Origin of the sequence: Paenarthrobacter nitroguajacolicus (genome assembly GCF_029952445.1) — a bacterium.
Lineage (GTDB): Bacteria > Actinomycetota > Actinomycetes > Actinomycetales > Micrococcaceae > Arthrobacter > Arthrobacter nitroguajacolicus_B.
Genome location: NZ_JAQPPK010000007.1, coordinates 139,990 through 155,524, shown reverse-complemented (window position 1 = coordinate 155,524; position 15,535 = coordinate 139,990). Strand labels below are relative to the sequence as shown.

Sequence of the window (15,535 nt, the reverse complement as noted above, 5' to 3'; positions counted from 1 at the left end):
GATCCTTGAAAGTTGTACTGCGGATGTTTTAGCTAGGCTAAGCCTATGGTGGATCAGCCCGGCGTCGGCATTTATCCGGAATATTGGGAGGCCGATGTCGTGCTGCGCGACGGCGGAACCGCCCACCTTCGCCCCATCCGGCCCGAGGACGCGGACGCCTTGCAGGCGTTCCACGCGGGGCAATCCCAGGCCTCCATCTACATGCGCTTCTTCTCGTTCAAGCCAAGGCTCTCCGGCAAGGAAGTGCGGCGTTTCACCGAAGTGGACCACATCAACCGCGTGGCGTTCGTCATCACCATCGGTGGCGAAATCATGGGAATAGGCCGCTACGACCGGCTTGATGACCCCAGCGAAGCAGAGGTTGCCTTCAACATCTCCGATGCCCACCAGGGACGCGGCATTGGCTCCATCCTCCTGGAACACCTGGCGGTGGCTGCCCGCGAAAACGGCATCCGGCGCTTCACCGCCGAGGTCCTGCCGGACAACCGCAAGATGCTGATGGTCTTCGCGGACGCCGGTTACGACCTCAAACGCCAATTCGACGACGGCGTGGTCAGCGTCGAGTTCAACATCGACCCCACGGAAAAATCACGGGCCGTCATGGAATCCCGGGAGCACCGAGCCGAGGCGCGCAGCGTGCGGGACCTGTTGTCGCCGTCGTCCGTGGCCGTCATCGGAGCCAGCCGCAAGTGGGGCACCGTTGGCTACCAACTGCTTGAACACATCATCGAGGGCGGCTTCAAAGGGCCGGTTTACGCTGTCAACCCGGAAGCTTTCGAACTTGCCGGCATGATCTCGTTCTCGAAGCTGTCCGAAATACCGGGACCAGTCCAGTTGGCCATCATCGCGGTGCCCTACGAAGAAGTGCCCAAAGTAGTGGACGAATGCGCCGCTGCGGGCGTCAAGGGAATCGTGGTGGCCACGGCCGGGTTCGCCGACGACGGTGAGCGCGGCCTGGCGCGCCAGCACGAGCTCGTACGGCGGGCGCGGGCCAACGGAATGCGCGTGATCGGCCCCGAATCGCTGGGGATCCTCAATACCCACCCGGCAGTGTCCTTGAACGCATCGATGGCGCCCACGATGCCGCCAAGGGGGAGCCTGGGCCTGTTCAGCCAGTCTGCCGCCGTCGGCGTGGCGGTGTACGCAGCCGCCAGCCGCCGTCGACTGGGCTTGTCCTCCTTCCTGTCGGCCGGCAACCGCGCCGACGTTTCCGGCAACGACGTCATGCAGTATTGGGAGGACGACGCCGACACCTCCGCCGTGGGCCTGTATCTGGAGTCCATTGGCAACCCGCGTAAGTTCTCGCGCCTGGCCCGCCGGCTCTCCCGCAGCAAGCCAGTGATCGTTGCCAAGTCCGATGTCACCGGCCTCAGCCTGCCGCCCGGGCACGAGGTAAGGACCACTCAAGCCCCATCGGCCGCGCTGGACGCGATGATGCGGCAGGCCGGCGTCATACGCGTTGACACCATTGAACAACTCATGGACGTCGCCCAGATTGCCTCTTCCCAGGCCCTTCCACAGGGGCCCGGGGTTGCGGTGTACGCCAACTCCGTTGCGCTGGCGAAAGTGGTGGCCGACACCGCGGTTCCCCTGGGCCTGGACGTCAACCGCCTGGTGACCGATGTTGACCTCGACTCCGGGATGTCCCTCGCGCTGCCGGCATTGAAGGCCAGCCTGCTTGAGAGCCTCGCGGACGAATCCGTCCACGCCGTAGTGGCCGCCCTGCTTCCTGCCCGCGGCCTGACCGTGGAGGCCTTGGCCGGTGTCCTCGCCGACTGCGCCGCGGAAGCGGGAAAGCCCGTCATTGCCGCCTTTACCGGGATCCTGGATCCCTCCGTCCAGGTGGAGGGAATGGTGGGCACCGACGGTAAGCCGCAACTTCCGTGCTACTCCAACGCCGGGGCAGCGGTGGCGGCTTTGGCCGCCATTGTCCGGTACGCCCAGTGGCGGGATCGCGACCAAGGACTTTTCGTCGAACCCGAGGGCTGTGACATCGACGGCACCCGGGAAACCCTGGCCGCAATGCTGGCCGGGGTCACGGGTGAAAAGATCAGCAAGCTCGACGCCGGTGCAGCTGCGGCCCTGCTGGCAGGCTACGGCATTGAGGTACTGCCCAGCTTTGGCTTCGGCACGGAAGAGGAAGCGATCGATGCCGCCGGGACTGCGGGGTGGCCCGTGGTGCTGAAGACCACCGACCCCGCCCTCCGGCACCGGCTTGACCTCGGCGGCGTGCGGTTGGACATCCAGGACGCCGAATCCCTGCGGCTGAATATCGCCCAGATGCGCCGGGCCCTGGAGCCCTACGGATCCGCGACGCTGGAAGTGCAGGCCATGGCCCCGGTTGGCCAGGCGTGTACTTTTCGGGCCATGGAGGACCCTCTTCTCGGACCTGTGGTGTCCTTTGGCTTGGCAGGCGATGCCGTGAACCTGCTGGACGATTGGGCGCATCGGGTGCCGCCGCTCTCAGCCGCGGACCTGCACGACGTCATCCGCTCGCCACGTGCCTCCAGGAAACTCTTCGGCTACCAGGGGCTCCCGGCCGTCGACGTAGCAGCCCTTGAAGACATCGCCGCCAGGCTTGCCAAGCTCAAGGACGACCACCCGGGGATTGCGCTGGTTGAGTTCAACCCCGTTCTGGCAGGGCCCGCGGGCGCCACGATCCTCGGGGCAGACGTATGGATCGGCAACGCAGCCCAGCGTACGGACAGCGCCCGCCGGGCAATGCGAAGTTAGCCACAGGGGTGTGGTGCGCAGTTAGGAAGTCACCATGCGATCTGTGAAAATGGGGGAATGAGCACCCAGTCTCCGACGCCTCAATCCCGCCCGTCCAACACCGGGAACCACGCCGCACACAACCACAATTCGCAGGGACAAAGCCTGGAGCAGGCCCTGCAGCAGGCCGGTTTCTACCCCCGGTTGGTGGCCGACGTCGTCGATGATGCCCTGGACGGCCGCGAGTGCTTGTCGCATCTGGTGCACCTGGAGACACACTTCGACCGCGCGGAGGTCCGGCGCCACATTACCGTTCTGGTTCTCACGGAAGACATGCTGGTGATCACCCACGTGGATGACCAGCAGTTGGACGAGGCCGGAGAACAGATCGTTGCCCAGATCTCCACAGAGTCCGTTCCCGTGGCCCAGATCCGCTCGGTAGTCCTTAGCTACATGTACTCCCAGCCGCAGAACTACAAGCCATCCGATCCTGTCCGGGAGCTGACCGTGTCCATCGCATGGTCAGGCGGACAGCGGCTGGACATGGGCCCGGCAAGTTGCGGGGATCCCCAATGCGAGGCCGACCACGGCTACAGCGGAACCATCGCCCAGGAAGACATCGTGCTGCGCATCAGCGCCGAAGCCGACGGGCTGCAGGCTGTCCAGGACGCCAAACTTTTCGCCAGGGCCCTGCGCGCGGTCAACACCGGAAATCCAGCCCCGGTCCAGCACTCCAGCCTTTCGGCCCCCAGGCCACGTTCGGGCGTTTTCAGCAGCCGCCTGAGCCGTGGACACCAGCGTTGAGGGACACCGCACAGACCCCGGCTTCGGAGACTGCTGGCGCAGCTGATCTTCCGGCACCGCCGCTGTTTGGCACGAAATCGATCGCGGAGGTCCTGACAAGTTCTGCTGCGGCCCTCGGGGTCCCCGGCTTTGATAATCACTTGCAGCTGCCTTCCACCCAGCGTGTTTGCGTGGTGCTTGCCGATGGACTGGGGAGGAACCTGCTCAAGCAGAAGGCTTCCCATACGCCGTTCCTGCGCTCAGTCATGGCCGCGGGCCAAAGAAACGTCCCGTCATGGATAGACTCTGCGTTTCCGAGCACCACAGCGGCTTCCCTTGCGAGCCTTGGCACCGGGCTGCCGGCTGGTCAACACGGGATGGTGGGCTACGACGTCCTGGACCCCGCCCAGGACAAGGTGGTCAACCTTCTGGGGAACTGGGATGCACAGGTGGATCCTGCGACGTGGCAGCCAAACGCCACCGTTTTTGAACGGGTGACCGCGGAACTGGACGTCGTCACGGTCAGCCTGCCCCAGTTCGGCAATTCACCCATGACCCAGGCGGCGCTCCGGGGCAGCCGGTTCGTTGGGGGAACGTCACTGCATGCCCGTACTGCGGCCGCGGCAGAAGCCATGTCCGGTGGTGGCCGGTCCCTGATGTACTTCTACGTCAACGAACTCGATAAAGCCGGTCATCGCTACGGCTGCCAGTCTGATCGCTGGGAGCACCAGATCGAAGAGCTCGACTCCACCGTGAAACGGCTTTCGGCGACCCTGCCGGCAGGCACCACCATCCTCCTGACCGGCGACCACGGCATGCTGGACGTCCCGGAGTCCCAGCGGATCGACTACTCGGCCGACGAATCACTGGTGGCTGGTGTCCGGCATACAGCGGGGGAGCCCCGCATGGTGCACCTCTACCTGGAGCCCGATGCCACAGATGCCCACAGGGATTCGCTGGTTGATGCCTGGCGCCGGCGATTTGGTGAACGGATCTGGGTCTTCACCCGCGGCCAGGCCGTAGCGGCAGGATTGTTCGGTGAGGTCCTTCCCGCTGTGGCTCCACGCATCGGCGACATCATGGTTGCGGCCCGGGACACGCTGGCCCTGTATGACACCCGCCGTGCCCGTCCGGCCTCGCTCGAGGTGGTGGGCCAGCACGGTTCACTGACCCGGGCCGAACGCGAAGTGCCGCTTCTCTGCTTCACTGCGACCGGCAGGCAGGGCAAGCGTGGCTGAGCTGGTCTTCTTTTCCGGCACCATGGACTGCGGAAAATCCACATTGGCGCTCCAAATGGACCATAACCATCGTGCCCGGGGACGCGGCGGGGTTCGTTTCAGCCGGAACGACCGCGCAGGTGATTCCACGATCTCCAGCAGGCTGGGCCTCCAGACCGATGCTGTGGAAGTGGAGGACCGCACCGATTTCTGGGATGAAGTGGTGATTCGCCGCACCAGCGGCCTCCGCGTGGACTACCTCATCTGCGACGAAGCGCAGTTCTACTCACCGGCCCAGGTTGAGCAATTGGCCCGTGTGGTGGATGAGATGGACGTGGATGTCTTCGCTTTCGGAATCACGTCCGATTTCCGCACCCGGCTGTTTCCGGGCTCGCAACGGCTCATTGAGCTGGCCGACAAGGTCCAAGTGCTGCAGGTCGAGGCGCTGTGCTGGTGCGGCCGCAGGGCAACGCAGAACGCCCGGACGCTCAACGGCATCATGGTGGTCGAAGGCGAACAGGTCATGGTGGGCGATGTTGCTTCCACAGCCGGAGACACGGACTCCAGGGACCGGACGGACGCCGGCGTCGTAGGCTATGAAACCCTGTGCCGGCGGCACTACATGCGGCGGGTCACGGCCCATGGCGCACACCTCATGGCCGGCGGCGATCAGCCATTGCCCTTCGACATCGATGCGTGCCTCTGGCCCGGTGCCGGCCAACCAGGCCAGCAGCTCTAGTCTCCGCGCGCTCCGAAAACGATCTCATCCCAGCTGGGAATGCTTGACCTCTTGGGGCGAGCCGGTTGACGCTCGGCCGGAGTTTCGTCGTGCTGTTGGACGTCCGGTTCAACCGAGGGCGCGTCGTCCGTCGTCGGCTCCTCCGGGCGCCCGACACCAGGGGCACCGGCGCTCGAGGGGGCTTCGCCCTTCGGACCGCCACCCAGCAGCTCGTCCAGCCCGGCTGGTTTACGACCAGTCAGTGAAGTGACAGGACGGACAGGGTTGGCGACTACGGTGATTTCGCGCGTATCGGTACTAACGCCGTTGTGGAGCTTCAGCGCATCGTCATCGGCTTCGACGTGCCGTGGTGCAAGGCTCAGCCTGGAAAGCATGGACGGCCGTGCGTCCTTGCGTGCTGGCTCCTCTTCAACGGGGGCATCGGAGCCGCCGTCCACCACACCAATTTCTTCCGGTGCGTCGGCCGCTTCGTCACCTGGCCGCGGATGGGCCGCGGGGACGTTGCTCAACAAGACGGCCAAGGCGTCGTCGCCGTCTTCGTCCACGCCCAGGCGCTGGCCCCGGCGTGAACGGAGCATCTCCAGGAGGCTGTCCGATTCCTTGGCCGAAGCACGGGCGGCAGTTTCGGCATCTGTTTCAAAATCGAAGGGCCGGTCCGAGACCGCGGCGAGCCTCCGTGCGGGCACCGGGCCATCGAGGGGCTCAAGCTCGCTCAGTTGCTGGGCCCAGCGGTTGGCGTTCAGCAATGACTTGCGTTGCGGACTGAAAGTCCACATCGCAGGCGGCTCCTCACCAATACTGGCGTGTGCGCCGGGGACCGCGTCGAACCTGGCAACTACTGTCCATGAACCGTCGGGGCGGCGCCATGAATCCCACTCGACGGTTGAGGAATCGATGCCATGCGCCGACAGCCTGTGGGCCACCATTTCACCCAGCGTGGCTGGGGAATCCCCGAAGGCGGAACGGTAGGCGTCGTGGCCCGGAGCCGGCGCAGCAACTTCAATGGCACGGGCTTGCCGGGCAACGTACTCACGTTCGGCGAGGACGGGACCTTCGTAGCGCTCGACATTTGCCAGCGGAAGGCCAGACAGTTCTGCTACTTCGGCTGCCGTGGCACCGCTGCGGATCCGGGCTTGAATGTCCCGTGGAGACATGGCGATGGGTGTGTTGGAGGCTCGCGCGGCCACCTGGGCCGGGGTCCGGCTTGCTGCCGCCCTCAATGCCTCATCGATCGGAAGCTGGAACATCGCACCGCCCGGGCCGCTTAGGAGCAGGTGCCCGCCGTCGTCGTGGACGCCTACCAGCCGTAGATCCTGCATAACACCCTCCACCACATGGCATAACTGACATTCGAAACTCTGCCACCCGCCGGGGGCATTTCCTACTAGGAGCGAGGGCGTGCCGTGATTTTCCGCAGAAACCCGGGCAGATCAGGCGGAATACCGGGTCCGGGGGAGGACTATGGACTTTTGCCGACCGGCGGAGGACAATCTGGCCGATATCGGGCACAAATGAACTGTGTCCGGTGTTGCACCCATACACGGTGGTACGGAGCGTGCCGCCCCTGATCCCACGCACAACAGGTATGGAGGACGAAGAAGGACCATGGCCACGGATTATGATGCTCCTCGAAAGACCGAGGAAGACGTCAGCGAGGATTCCCTGGAGGAGCTCAAGACGCGCCAGTCGGGGAAGCAGTCCTCAGCGGTGGACGTCGATGAGACCGACCTTGCCGACGCCTTCGAACTGCCTGGAGCCGACCTCTCCGGAGAGGAACTCCTGATTCAGGTCATGCCGCCGCAGCCTGATGAGTTCACCTGTTTCAACTGTTTCCTGGTCAAACACAAGTCCCAGATCGCCGCCGAACGGGGCGGGCACCTGTACTGCACCGAGTGTGAGAGCTGACCGAAACGGTTCCGGGTGACGTCTGGCGCCGGGTGAAGTCAGGGGTGGAAAACCGTCAGGCTTTGGGCCCCGTCAGGGCGGCGACGAGTTCTTCGGGCCTGCGGGAGGATGCCAGCCAGTAAGGGGTGCGGTCGGCCGGGTCTGTGATCTCGATCTTGACCACGGGGTCGATCCAGCCCCGGAAACACATGTAGGCCAGGCCGTTCAGGCGCGGTCCCCGCTCGGCGGTGGCGTCCGCTTTCCTGAACGCCTCGACCGAACCCACGAACGCGCGGTCGATGCTCGCGCGACCCACGCGGACAGTGTCTGCGGTGACCGTGATGGTCGGTGTGGAAAGCACCAGCATCGTGGTCATGATGGCGAGCAACGCGAGGGCTGCGATGATCCCGGCCGTGGGGCTGATGGGTCCAAACATCAGCAGGCCGGCGCTTGAGAGGCCTGCAACCACAATCCAGATCCACAACGACGGCCACAACTTTTCCGTGTACAGGACCCCGGAAGCGGAGGGGGTGTTCCGGGCAGGCACGGGGGAGGACTGGTCAGGCGTAGGCATGTACCCAGCTTATCCGGCCACTGACCCCCGCGCGTCCGCGCAGGCAACTCCGGCTGCCGAACCACGCAATGCCAAAAACAGTAGAATGAACCACTGTGAGTAACGAGACCGCAGTATTCAGTAAAGACGCCGCAGGCCCGGACGCGGACACCGCCGCGACGTACGGGACCCCGACCTTGGACGTGCAGCTGAAAATGCTCGACGCCGGCCTGGAAGCCCCGTCGTACGCCCACCCCGGCGATGCCGGAGCCGATCTCCGCGCACGCGAGGATGTGCATCTGGCCCCGGGCGAGCGGAAGCTCGTACCAACAGGAGTTTCCATCGCGCTGCCCGATGGCTTCGTTGCCTTGATCCATCCGCGTTCGGGGCTCGCCACCAAACACGGACTCACTGTTGTCAACGCCCCGGGAACCGTTGATGCCGGCTACCGTGGCGAGATTGCCGTGACACTGCTCAATACCGACCAAAACACCGCCATCAGCCTCAAGCGCGGCGATAGAATTGCACAGATGGTGATTCAGCGCGTCGAGTACGCCCGGTTCGTGACAGTTGACCAGCTGTCCGAATCTGTCCGTGGCACGGGCGGTTTTGGGTCCACGGGCGGATTCAACGCACCGAAGGCCTGAGCCGGCCACCTGTCCGGTGTGGGCCGCACCTGCGGTCCAACGCCGTCGTGTGGTTAACGTGGACCAACGTGGTTGCGGTTTACTTGGGGATAGACCACTACTAAGGAGAAAACCCAATGCTTTTTGGGCGCGGTAAAAAGTCCAAGGCCGAGCAGGCTGACACCGCCGGCACCGTTGAGGAATCCGGTACCGGGGCTGACGATCCCCAACCCAATCAGACCGGCGTACGTGGTGACTTCCGCCTGGGCAAGGGTCCACTGGACGTGGATGAGATCGATAGCCGCGAAGGCTACGTTGACCTCGGTGCCCTTCTGATTGCTCCTGCCGAAGGCCTCCAGCTCCGTTTGGAAGTCGAAGAAGCCACCCAGCGTGTGGTGGCTGTGACCCTGGACCTTGAAGGCTCCAGCCTGCAGCTTCAGGCTTTTGCAGCCCCGCGCTCCGAGGGACTATGGGACGAAATCCGGGAGCAGATCACTCAATCCGTAGCCAGCCAGGGCGGCGAAACCGAAGAGATCAAGGGAGATTTCGGAACGGAACTCGTGGCCAAGCTGCCCGCCGAAGCTGCGGACGGAAGCAAGGGTTTCCGCGCGGCCCGCTTTATGGGCGTTGACGGACCACGATGGTTCCTCCGGGGCGTCATCGGAGGACAAGCAGCATTGGAGCGCGAGGCCGCCTCGGGCCTGGAAGAGTTGTTCCGCCGGGTGGTAGTGGTCCGCGGCGACAATCCGATGCCTCCCCGCGAACTCCTGCAGCTCCGGTTGCCCAAGGATGCGGCCGTTCCCGGCCAGGGTGGCGCACCCCAGGGCGCCGTGCCGCCGTCGGACCCCTCTTTGAAGCAGCCCGAGCGAGGCCCGGAGATCACCCAGATTGGCTGACTCGCCGGGCCACGGTGGAGTGGCTGCCCAGCCTCCCGGGGAACGGGGGGTCCGTGACCTTCCCGAGCGGGGAAGGGCCGTTTGCACAGGGTTCATCGAGTCCGTGACTCACCAGCCGCCAAGCGCACAACCATTCTTCTCTGCCCTTGTGGTGGACGCCCTGAGGCCTGGTGTCCAACTATCGGCATCGCCTGCGGGAACCAGGAAGCCCAACGATCGCCTTCGTGTCATCTGGCTTGGCCGGACACGTGTCCCGGGCATCGAGGCCGGTGTGGAACTTCGCCTGAACGGCATGGTGACCCAGCTTGACGGCTTCCCGGCCATGTTCAACCCGCGCTACGAAATACTTTCCCGTCAGGAGCACCTATGACCGTGGCCAATGGATCCGAACCAAAGGACGCGGAGTCCTCAACCCCGCAGCCCGGCGGGACCCCCAACAGGCCGGAGCCGGAGGGCCCGCGCATGTCCGAACTCGCAGCGGGGTACGCCGAAAAGGCCGGACTCCACCGCAACAGCGCCGGCCACGTGGACATGCTGAAGTCGGCCGGTGGTGTCCAGGGTATTGCCGAGAGCATCTTCCCGGGGCTTGTCTTCCTGGTGACGTTCACCGTCACGCGGGACCTGACGCCGTCGCTCATTGCGGCCCTGGCTGCGGCCGCCATCTTTACCGTTGCCCGGTTGATCCAGCGACGCCCGCTAACGCAGGCGTTGGCCGGAATCGTGGGTGTGGGAATCTCGGCCTGGCTGGCCAATACAACGGGCAAAGCCGAGGACTTCTACGTGCTCGGGTTCTTCACCAACCTCGCGTACATAGCAGCCATGGTGCTTTCCATCGTGCTCAAGTGGCCCGTTGCAGGCCTGCTCTTTGGGTTCGTGCGCAACGAGGGACTCGAATGGCGCAAGGATCCGGAACGGCTGCGTGCCTACAAACTGGGCACGTGGATTGTGGTGGCCGTCCTGGCCTTGCGCCTGGTAGTGCAGGTGCCGCTGTACTTCATGGGCGAGGCCGGACTGACAGCACTTGCCACCACCCGGCTGTTGATGGGTGCGCCCCTCTACATCCTGGGCTTGTGGGTGGCCTGGCTGGTCACCAAGCCCGGTGCTCAGCCGTCAAAGCCGTCGTCGTCAGAAGCCTGATCGACTTCCACTGCGTGGTCATCGGGACTTTGGCCTGCTCCTGAATTCTTCGACAATAGTGCCCGCAGGCCGTCTTCGGCTGCGATGGTGGTGACGAAGAAGAGTTCGTCGCCGCCGTCCAGGACGTCGTCGCGGGTGGGAGTAATCGGGGCCTGATCGCGCAGGATCGCCACAAGGGTGGCGTCCTCGGGCCATTCGATCGCACCCACGGTGCTTCCAATGACATGGGAGTCGTGCGGAACAGTGAACTCCACGATGGACGCGACGCCTGTTTGCAGGGTCAGCAAGCGCACGATGTCGCCAATCTCCACGGCCTCCTCCACCAGGGCAGTCATGAGCTGCGGAGTATTGACGGCGACGTCCACGCCCCAGGAGTCGTTGAACATCCAGTCGTTCTTCGGGTTGTTGACGCGCCCTACGGTGCGTCCGACGCCGAATTCGGTCTTGGCCAGGAGCGAGACCACCAGATTCACTTTGTCGTCGCCTGTGGCAGAAACCACGACGTCGGCGTCGTCAAGTTTTGCGTCCTGCAGGGTGCTCAACTCGCAGGCATCGCCCACCAGCCACCGCGCTCCGCGCAGCCCGCTGCGTCCAATGACTTCAGGTTTGAGATCGATGAGCAGGATCTCGTGATGGTGGGCCAGGAGCTCACGGGCTATGGACGAGCCAACGCTGCCTGCGCCAACAATGACAACTTTCACTAAGACTCCTTGGCGGGTGCTTTGGCGAGGATCCGGCTGATCTCGGATGTTCGGTCCAGGCTAAGCATGGCGTGGACCGTATCGCCTTCCTGATAGGCGGCACCGGCTTGGGGAAGAAGGCCCTCGCCGAAGCGGGTGAGGAAGGCGATGCGGATGCCCGCGGCTTCCTCGATGGAGCTGAGCCGGTGGCCGATCCAATCCTGGTGGAGGTCTACCTCAGCCAGGACCAAACGGCCCGACGGTTCCCGGTAGTCGCCCGCCAGGTGCTGTTCGGGCAGGATCCGGCGAAGGACCTGGTCCGCGCTCCAGCGCACGGCCGCGACAGTGGGAATACCCAGGCGTTGGTAGATTTCGGCGCGTCCGGGATCGTAGATGCGTGCCACCACATGGGCAACATGGAACGTCTCCCGGGCGACCCTGGTGGCCAGGATGTTCGAGTTGTCGCCGCTGGAGACCGCCGCGAAAGCGTAGGCCTCCTCAACGCCGGCCTGCTTGAGGGTGTCGCGGTCGAAACCCACGCCCGTGACCTTGCGCCCGGTGAAGGATTTGCGCAAACGGCGGAAGGCCCGCTCGTCCTGATCGATGATGGCCACCGAGTGGCCCGCATCCTCCAATGTGTGTGCCAGGGTGGCGCCAACACGCCCGCAACCCATGATCACGAAGTGAGCCACCATGTCTCCTAATGTGTGTCGTCCCTGCCGCTCGGTATGACTTTACCGTTGCCGGGTGGCTAAGCACGCCTTCTCCGTCATGACATCGCAGGGTATTCAGAGTAGCTTTGCGGAGTGCTGACAATTTTGAATGCCGCGAAGCGGGTGGTGGTGGGCCGTCCTGTCCGGAACGACCGCCTGTCCCACACGCTGTTGCCCAAACGCATCGCGTTGCCGATCTTTGCCTCGGACGCCCTGTCATCGGTGGCGTACGCCCCGGATGAAATCCTGCTCACACTGGCCCTTGCCGGCGTCAGTGCAGTGGCGTTCTCGCCCTTGGTTGGCCTGGCCGTCATGGTGGTGTTGCTCACAGTGGTGGCGTCCTACCGCCAGAATGTCCATGCTTATCCCTCAGGTGGCGGCGACTACGAGATCGCGAACGTCAACCTTGGCAAGTATGCGGGGCTCACCGTCGCGTCGGCTTTGCTCGTGGACTACGTCCTCACTGTCGCGGTGTCCATGTCGTCGGCCGCCACATACCTGACCACCGCTATTCCTTCCCTCCATGGCCAGCAAGCATTGATTGCCACCATCGGTGTCACCATTCTTGCGTTGGTCAACCTGCGGGGAATCAAGGAGGCCGGCACTGTCTTCGCCGTCCCCACCTACATCTTCATGGCGTCCATCCTTGGCATGACGGCCGTGGGCATCTTCCAGGCAGCAACCGGTCAGTTGGGGGAGGCACCGTCAGCACAGTTCACGATCGTTCCCGCGCCCGGTTTCGACGAAGGACTGGTGGGCCTGGCGGGGGCTTTCCTGCTCCTGAGGGCTTTCTCCTCGGGTGCCGCCGCCCTGACCGGTGTTGAAGCCATCAGCAACGGCGTACCGAACTTCAAAAAGCCAAAGAGCAAGAACGCCGCCACCACGTTGCTGCTCCTGGGCGTTATCGCTGCCTCCATGCTGGCGGGAATCCTGTACCTGGCCAACGCCACGAAGGTGCACATCGTCCTGGACCCTGCCCGGGAGTTCCTGATGGATGGCAAACCGCTTCCCGAGGGGTACATCCAGACTCCTGCCATCAGCCAGATTGCCGACACGATCTTCGGTGCGGGCTCCATTCCCTTCTACATAGTGGTTGCTGCCACGGGCATCATCCTGGTGTTTGCGTCCAACACGGCCTTCAACGGCTTCCCGGTGCTGGGCTCCATCCTTGCCCAGGACGGCTACCTTCCCCGCCAGTTGCGTACCAGGGGCGACAGGCTCGCGTTCAGCAACGGTGTGCTCGCACTGGCGGCAGGTGCTCTGGTGCTGATCCTTGCCTTCAACGCCGATGTCACCAAGCTGATCCAGCTGTACATCGTCGGCGTTTTCATCTCTTTCACAGCCAGCCAGCTCGGCATGATCCGGCACTGGGGCCGTGAGCTCAAACTGGCAAAGGACAAGGCCGTCCGGCGCAGGATCATCAAATCGCGCACCATCAACATGATGGGCTTCGGCATGACAGCGCTGGTGCTGGTCATTGTCCTTATCACCAAGTTCGAACAGGGAGCCTGGATCGCCCTGCTCGCCATGTTCATCCTCTTCCTCATCATGTGGAGCATTCGTGCCCACTATGACAATGTGGCCAAGGAGCTTGCAGTGGATGAGGACTCCTCTCCCCGCGCACTGCCAACCCGCGTCCACGCCGTCCTTTTGGTCTCGCACGTCCGCAAGCCGGTGCTCAGGGCTCTGGCGTACGCGCGGGCATCGCGGCCGTCACGCCTGGATGCCGTGACCGTGGACATCAATTCCGAAGAGACGGAGCACACCGTCCGGGACTGGGAAAAGCTTGAAATTCCCGTACCCCTGACAGTTTTGGCCAGTCCTTACCGCGAGACCGTGACGCCCATCATGGACTACATCAAGAACATGCGCCGCGACTCACCACGGGACCTCATCGTCGTGTACATCCCCGAGTACGTGGTGGGTAAGTGGTGGGAACAGCTGGTGCATAACCAGACCGCACTAAGAATCAAGACGAGGCTCCACTTTGAACCTGGTGTCATGGTTGCCAGTGTTCCCTGGCAGCTGAAATCGTCCGAAGAAGCAAAGGCACTGCAGGATACCCAATGACCTCCCACAGCAATTCCCCCCAAGCCGGGCACAGCATTACCAACGGAAACCAAGCAGTGGAAGGCACCGAAGCAGTCGTCACGATCGGCCCGATCGCCCACGGCGGGCATTTCGTCGCGCGCCATGACGGCAGAGTCATCTTCGTCCGGCACGCCATCCCCGGTGAGACTGTCCGTGTCCGGTTGACCGACTCCGGTGAGTCGTCGCGCTTCTGGCGTGCCGACGTCGTCGAGGTCCTTGAAGCCTCACCCGATCGCGTTCCGCACTTTTGGAAGGCCGCCGATTCCGTGGCCTCCTGGAAACGGGGCGCCCCACCGGTGGGCGGCGCGGAGCTTGGGCACATTTCGCTTGCAAGGCAGCGGGAGTTGAAAGCCGACGTTCTTGCAGAGCAGCTCAAGCGGCTCGCCGGCCTGGAACTCGCCACCGAGGTCGAAGCCGTAGGCGAAAACCACGACGACGGACTGGGCTGGCGGACGCGGGCAAGCTTCGCGGTGACCTCCAAGGGCCGCTTGGGCATGCACGCACATCGATCGGACATGGTGCTGCCCATCAAGGAAATGCCGCTGGCCCTCCAGGGCCTCAATGACCTCCGGCTGTGGGACCTTGACCTCTCCGGCATTGCCCGCGTCGAGGTCGCCGTACCTGCCAACGGTTCCAGGCCGTTGGTGCTGTTGGCGCCGGAGGAAGGCACCAGCCCCAAAAGGCTGCACAGCATCGCGTCCCAATTGCCGCACGATATTTCGGTAGCGGGTTTCGACCCGGTCAAGGGCGAAGTGCAGCAACTGCGGGGGAGGACCTGGGTGCAGGAAAGCGCCGCGGGACACGACTACCGCGTAACGGGTGACGGTTTCTGGCAGATCCACAAAGACGCCCCCAACACGCTGGTAGGCGCTGTGACCGACTATCTTTCCCGGGGCGGGTATCTGCAGCCCGGCGCTGCAGTAGCCGACCTCTACGCCGGCGCCGGCCTGTTCACGGCACCGCTGGCGGACGCCGTCGGGGTCACGGGGACCGTTCTTTCGGTCGAAGGGTCCCCGGGCACCAGCCGGGACGCGCGGAAGAACCTCCATGGAGCACCCCAGGTTGAGATCGTCCAAGGGCGGGTGGAACGTGTGCTGCACCAGCGTGCCCGCAGCTTCGATTCCTTGGTGCTGGATCCTCCCCGGGCAGGCGCAGGCAAAGTGGTCGTCAAGCAACTGATGTCCACCGGTCCCCGCGCGATTGCCTATGTGTCCTGCGATCCCGCCTCCTTTGCGCGTGATCTGGGTTACTTCCATCAAGGTGGCTGGCGGCTTGAGTCGCTGCGGGCATTTGATCTCTACCCCAACACCCACCACCTGGAAACTGTCGGCCTGATAGTTCCCGCCGCCTAGCAGGCGGCGCCGCCCGTCCGCGGGACACTGCGGGCGGGGCGGCTTTGCGGAGTCGCTGCACGTGGCGGAGACAATGCCACTACGATGGGCGTAGTAGTCCCGTTCCACTGGATGCAAAGGCCTCCGGGGCGGGGTGACCAACAGAGATGCCG

At 64.1% G+C, this 15,535-nt stretch carries 15 protein-coding genes; 11 read left to right on the top strand and 4 right to left on the bottom strand.

All coding sequences use genetic code 11. The annotated features are described in order from the left end of the window. Positions 1-45 precede the first annotated feature (45 nt). Genes PJL15_RS06975 through PJL15_RS06960 form a run of 4 tightly spaced genes read left to right on the top strand, consistent with a single transcriptional unit; the run spans position 46 to position 5,451 of the window. Positions 46-2,733 carry a bifunctional GNAT family N-acetyltransferase/acetate--CoA ligase family protein gene (locus PJL15_RS06975; protein WP_281450452.1) on the top strand — a complete coding sequence of 896 codons (2,688 nt, stop codon included), beginning with the start codon at positions 46-48 and terminating at the stop codon, positions 2,731-2,733. A gap of 57 nt (positions 2,734-2,790) precedes the next feature. Then, positions 2,791-3,516 carry a DUF5998 family protein gene (locus tag PJL15_RS06970; RefSeq protein ID WP_281450451.1) on the top strand — a complete coding sequence of 242 codons (726 nt, stop codon included), beginning with the start codon at positions 2,791-2,793 and terminating at the stop codon, positions 3,514-3,516. Next, a complete protein-coding gene (locus PJL15_RS06965; protein ID WP_281450450.1) occupies positions 3,513-4,733 on the top strand; it encodes an alkaline phosphatase family protein in 1,221 nt (406 codons plus the stop codon). The genes PJL15_RS06970 and PJL15_RS06965 overlap by 4 nt, the downstream gene beginning before the upstream one ends. Next, positions 4,726-5,451: a thymidine kinase gene (locus PJL15_RS06960; RefSeq protein WP_281450449.1), complete on the top strand. Its 726-nt coding sequence runs from the start codon at positions 4,726-4,728 to the stop codon at positions 5,449-5,451. Before PJL15_RS06965 ends, PJL15_RS06960 begins: the two co-directional genes overlap by 8 nt. Here PJL15_RS06960 and sepH read toward each other — a convergent pair. After that, the gene (gene sepH / locus PJL15_RS06955) at positions 5,448-6,770 is read right to left on the bottom strand and encodes a septation protein SepH (RefSeq protein WP_281450448.1); all 1,323 of its coding nucleotides are present in this window, start codon (positions 6,768-6,770) and stop codon (positions 5,448-5,450) included. The two genes, PJL15_RS06960 and sepH, sit on opposite strands and share 4 nt — an antisense overlap. Before the next feature lie 286 nt (positions 6,771-7,056). Between sepH and PJL15_RS06950 the strand changes: the two genes are divergently transcribed. Then, positions 7,057-7,356 carry a DUF4193 domain-containing protein gene (locus PJL15_RS06950; RefSeq protein ID WP_281450447.1) on the top strand — a complete coding sequence of 100 codons (300 nt, stop codon included), beginning with the start codon at positions 7,057-7,059 and terminating at the stop codon, positions 7,354-7,356. A gap of 55 nt (positions 7,357-7,411) precedes the next feature. Here the strand turns inward: PJL15_RS06950 and PJL15_RS06945 are convergent, their stop codons facing one another. Next, entirely contained in the window at positions 7,412-7,909 is a 498-nt protein-coding gene (locus PJL15_RS06945; RefSeq protein WP_281450446.1) for a DUF3093 domain-containing protein, read from the bottom strand. Between the two features lie 95 nt (positions 7,910-8,004). On the opposite strand from PJL15_RS06945, the gene dut reads away from it, so the two are divergent. The 4 genes from dut (at position 8,005) to PJL15_RS06925 (ending at position 10,547) form a co-directional block, all read left to right on the top strand. Beyond that, a complete protein-coding gene (gene dut, locus PJL15_RS06940; protein ID WP_281450445.1) occupies positions 8,005-8,535 on the top strand; it encodes a dUTP diphosphatase in 531 nt (176 codons plus the stop codon). 116 nt (positions 8,536-8,651) lie between these two features. Beyond that, positions 8,652-9,410 carry a DUF3710 domain-containing protein gene (locus PJL15_RS06935; protein ID WP_281450444.1) on the top strand — a complete coding sequence of 253 codons (759 nt, stop codon included), beginning with the start codon at positions 8,652-8,654 and terminating at the stop codon, positions 9,408-9,410. Between the two features lie 103 nt (positions 9,411-9,513). After that, positions 9,514-9,780 (top strand): hypothetical protein, encoded by a 267-nt coding sequence (locus PJL15_RS06930; RefSeq protein ID WP_348651476.1) that lies wholly within the window; start codon positions 9,514-9,516, stop codon positions 9,778-9,780. Continuing rightward, positions 9,777-10,547 carry a DUF3159 domain-containing protein gene (locus PJL15_RS06925; RefSeq protein ID WP_281450443.1) on the top strand — a complete coding sequence of 257 codons (771 nt, stop codon included), beginning with the start codon at positions 9,777-9,779 and terminating at the stop codon, positions 10,545-10,547. The genes PJL15_RS06930 and PJL15_RS06925 overlap by 4 nt, the downstream gene beginning before the upstream one ends. Here PJL15_RS06925 and PJL15_RS06920 read toward each other — a convergent pair. Next, positions 10,514-11,248, bottom strand: a complete 735-nt coding sequence (locus PJL15_RS06920) for a potassium channel family protein (RefSeq protein WP_281450442.1) — start codon at positions 11,246-11,248, stop codon at positions 10,514-10,516. The two genes, PJL15_RS06925 and PJL15_RS06920, sit on opposite strands and share 34 nt — an antisense overlap. Next, the gene (locus PJL15_RS06915; protein WP_281450476.1) at positions 11,248-11,919 is read right to left on the bottom strand and encodes a potassium channel family protein; all 672 of its coding nucleotides are present in this window, start codon (positions 11,917-11,919) and stop codon (positions 11,248-11,250) included. The genes PJL15_RS06920 and PJL15_RS06915 overlap by 1 nt, the downstream gene beginning before the upstream one ends. Before the next feature lie 114 nt (positions 11,920-12,033). Between PJL15_RS06915 and PJL15_RS06910 the strand changes: the two genes are divergently transcribed. Both PJL15_RS06910 and PJL15_RS06905 read left to right on the top strand, forming a co-directional pair. Further along, positions 12,034-14,010 carry an APC family permease gene (locus PJL15_RS06910; RefSeq protein ID WP_281450441.1) on the top strand — a complete coding sequence of 659 codons (1,977 nt, stop codon included), beginning with the start codon at positions 12,034-12,036 and terminating at the stop codon, positions 14,008-14,010. Next, entirely contained in the window at positions 14,007-15,383 is a 1,377-nt protein-coding gene (locus PJL15_RS06905) for a class I SAM-dependent RNA methyltransferase (RefSeq protein WP_281450440.1), read from the top strand. The genes PJL15_RS06910 and PJL15_RS06905 overlap by 4 nt, the downstream gene beginning before the upstream one ends. Positions 15,384-15,535: the final 152 nt, after the last annotated feature.

Excerpts from the sequence above, each read along its gene's own strand:
- PJL15_RS06975 (WP_281450452.1), top strand. The coding sequence starts at position 46 with ATGGTGGATCAGCCCGGCGTCGGCATTTATCCGGAATATTGGGAGGCC.
- PJL15_RS06970 (WP_281450451.1), top strand. The coding sequence starts at position 2,791 with ATGAGCACCCAGTCTCCGACGCCTCAATCCCGCCCGTCCAACACCGGG.
- sepH (WP_281450448.1), bottom strand. The coding sequence starts at position 6,770 with ATGCAGGATCTACGGCTGGTAGGCGTCCACGACGACGGCGGGCACCTG.
- PJL15_RS06950 (WP_281450447.1), top strand. The coding sequence starts at position 7,057 with ATGGCCACGGATTATGATGCTCCTCGAAAGACCGAGGAAGACGTCAGC.
- PJL15_RS06945 (WP_281450446.1), bottom strand. The coding sequence starts at position 7,909 with ATGCCTACGCCTGACCAGTCCTCCCCCGTGCCTGCCCGGAACACCCCC.
- PJL15_RS06935 (WP_281450444.1), top strand. The coding sequence starts at position 8,652 with ATGCTTTTTGGGCGCGGTAAAAAGTCCAAGGCCGAGCAGGCTGACACC.
- PJL15_RS06925 (WP_281450443.1), top strand. The coding sequence starts at position 9,777 with ATGACCGTGGCCAATGGATCCGAACCAAAGGACGCGGAGTCCTCAACC.
- PJL15_RS06905 (WP_281450440.1), top strand. The coding sequence starts at position 14,007 with ATGACCTCCCACAGCAATTCCCCCCAAGCCGGGCACAGCATTACCAAC.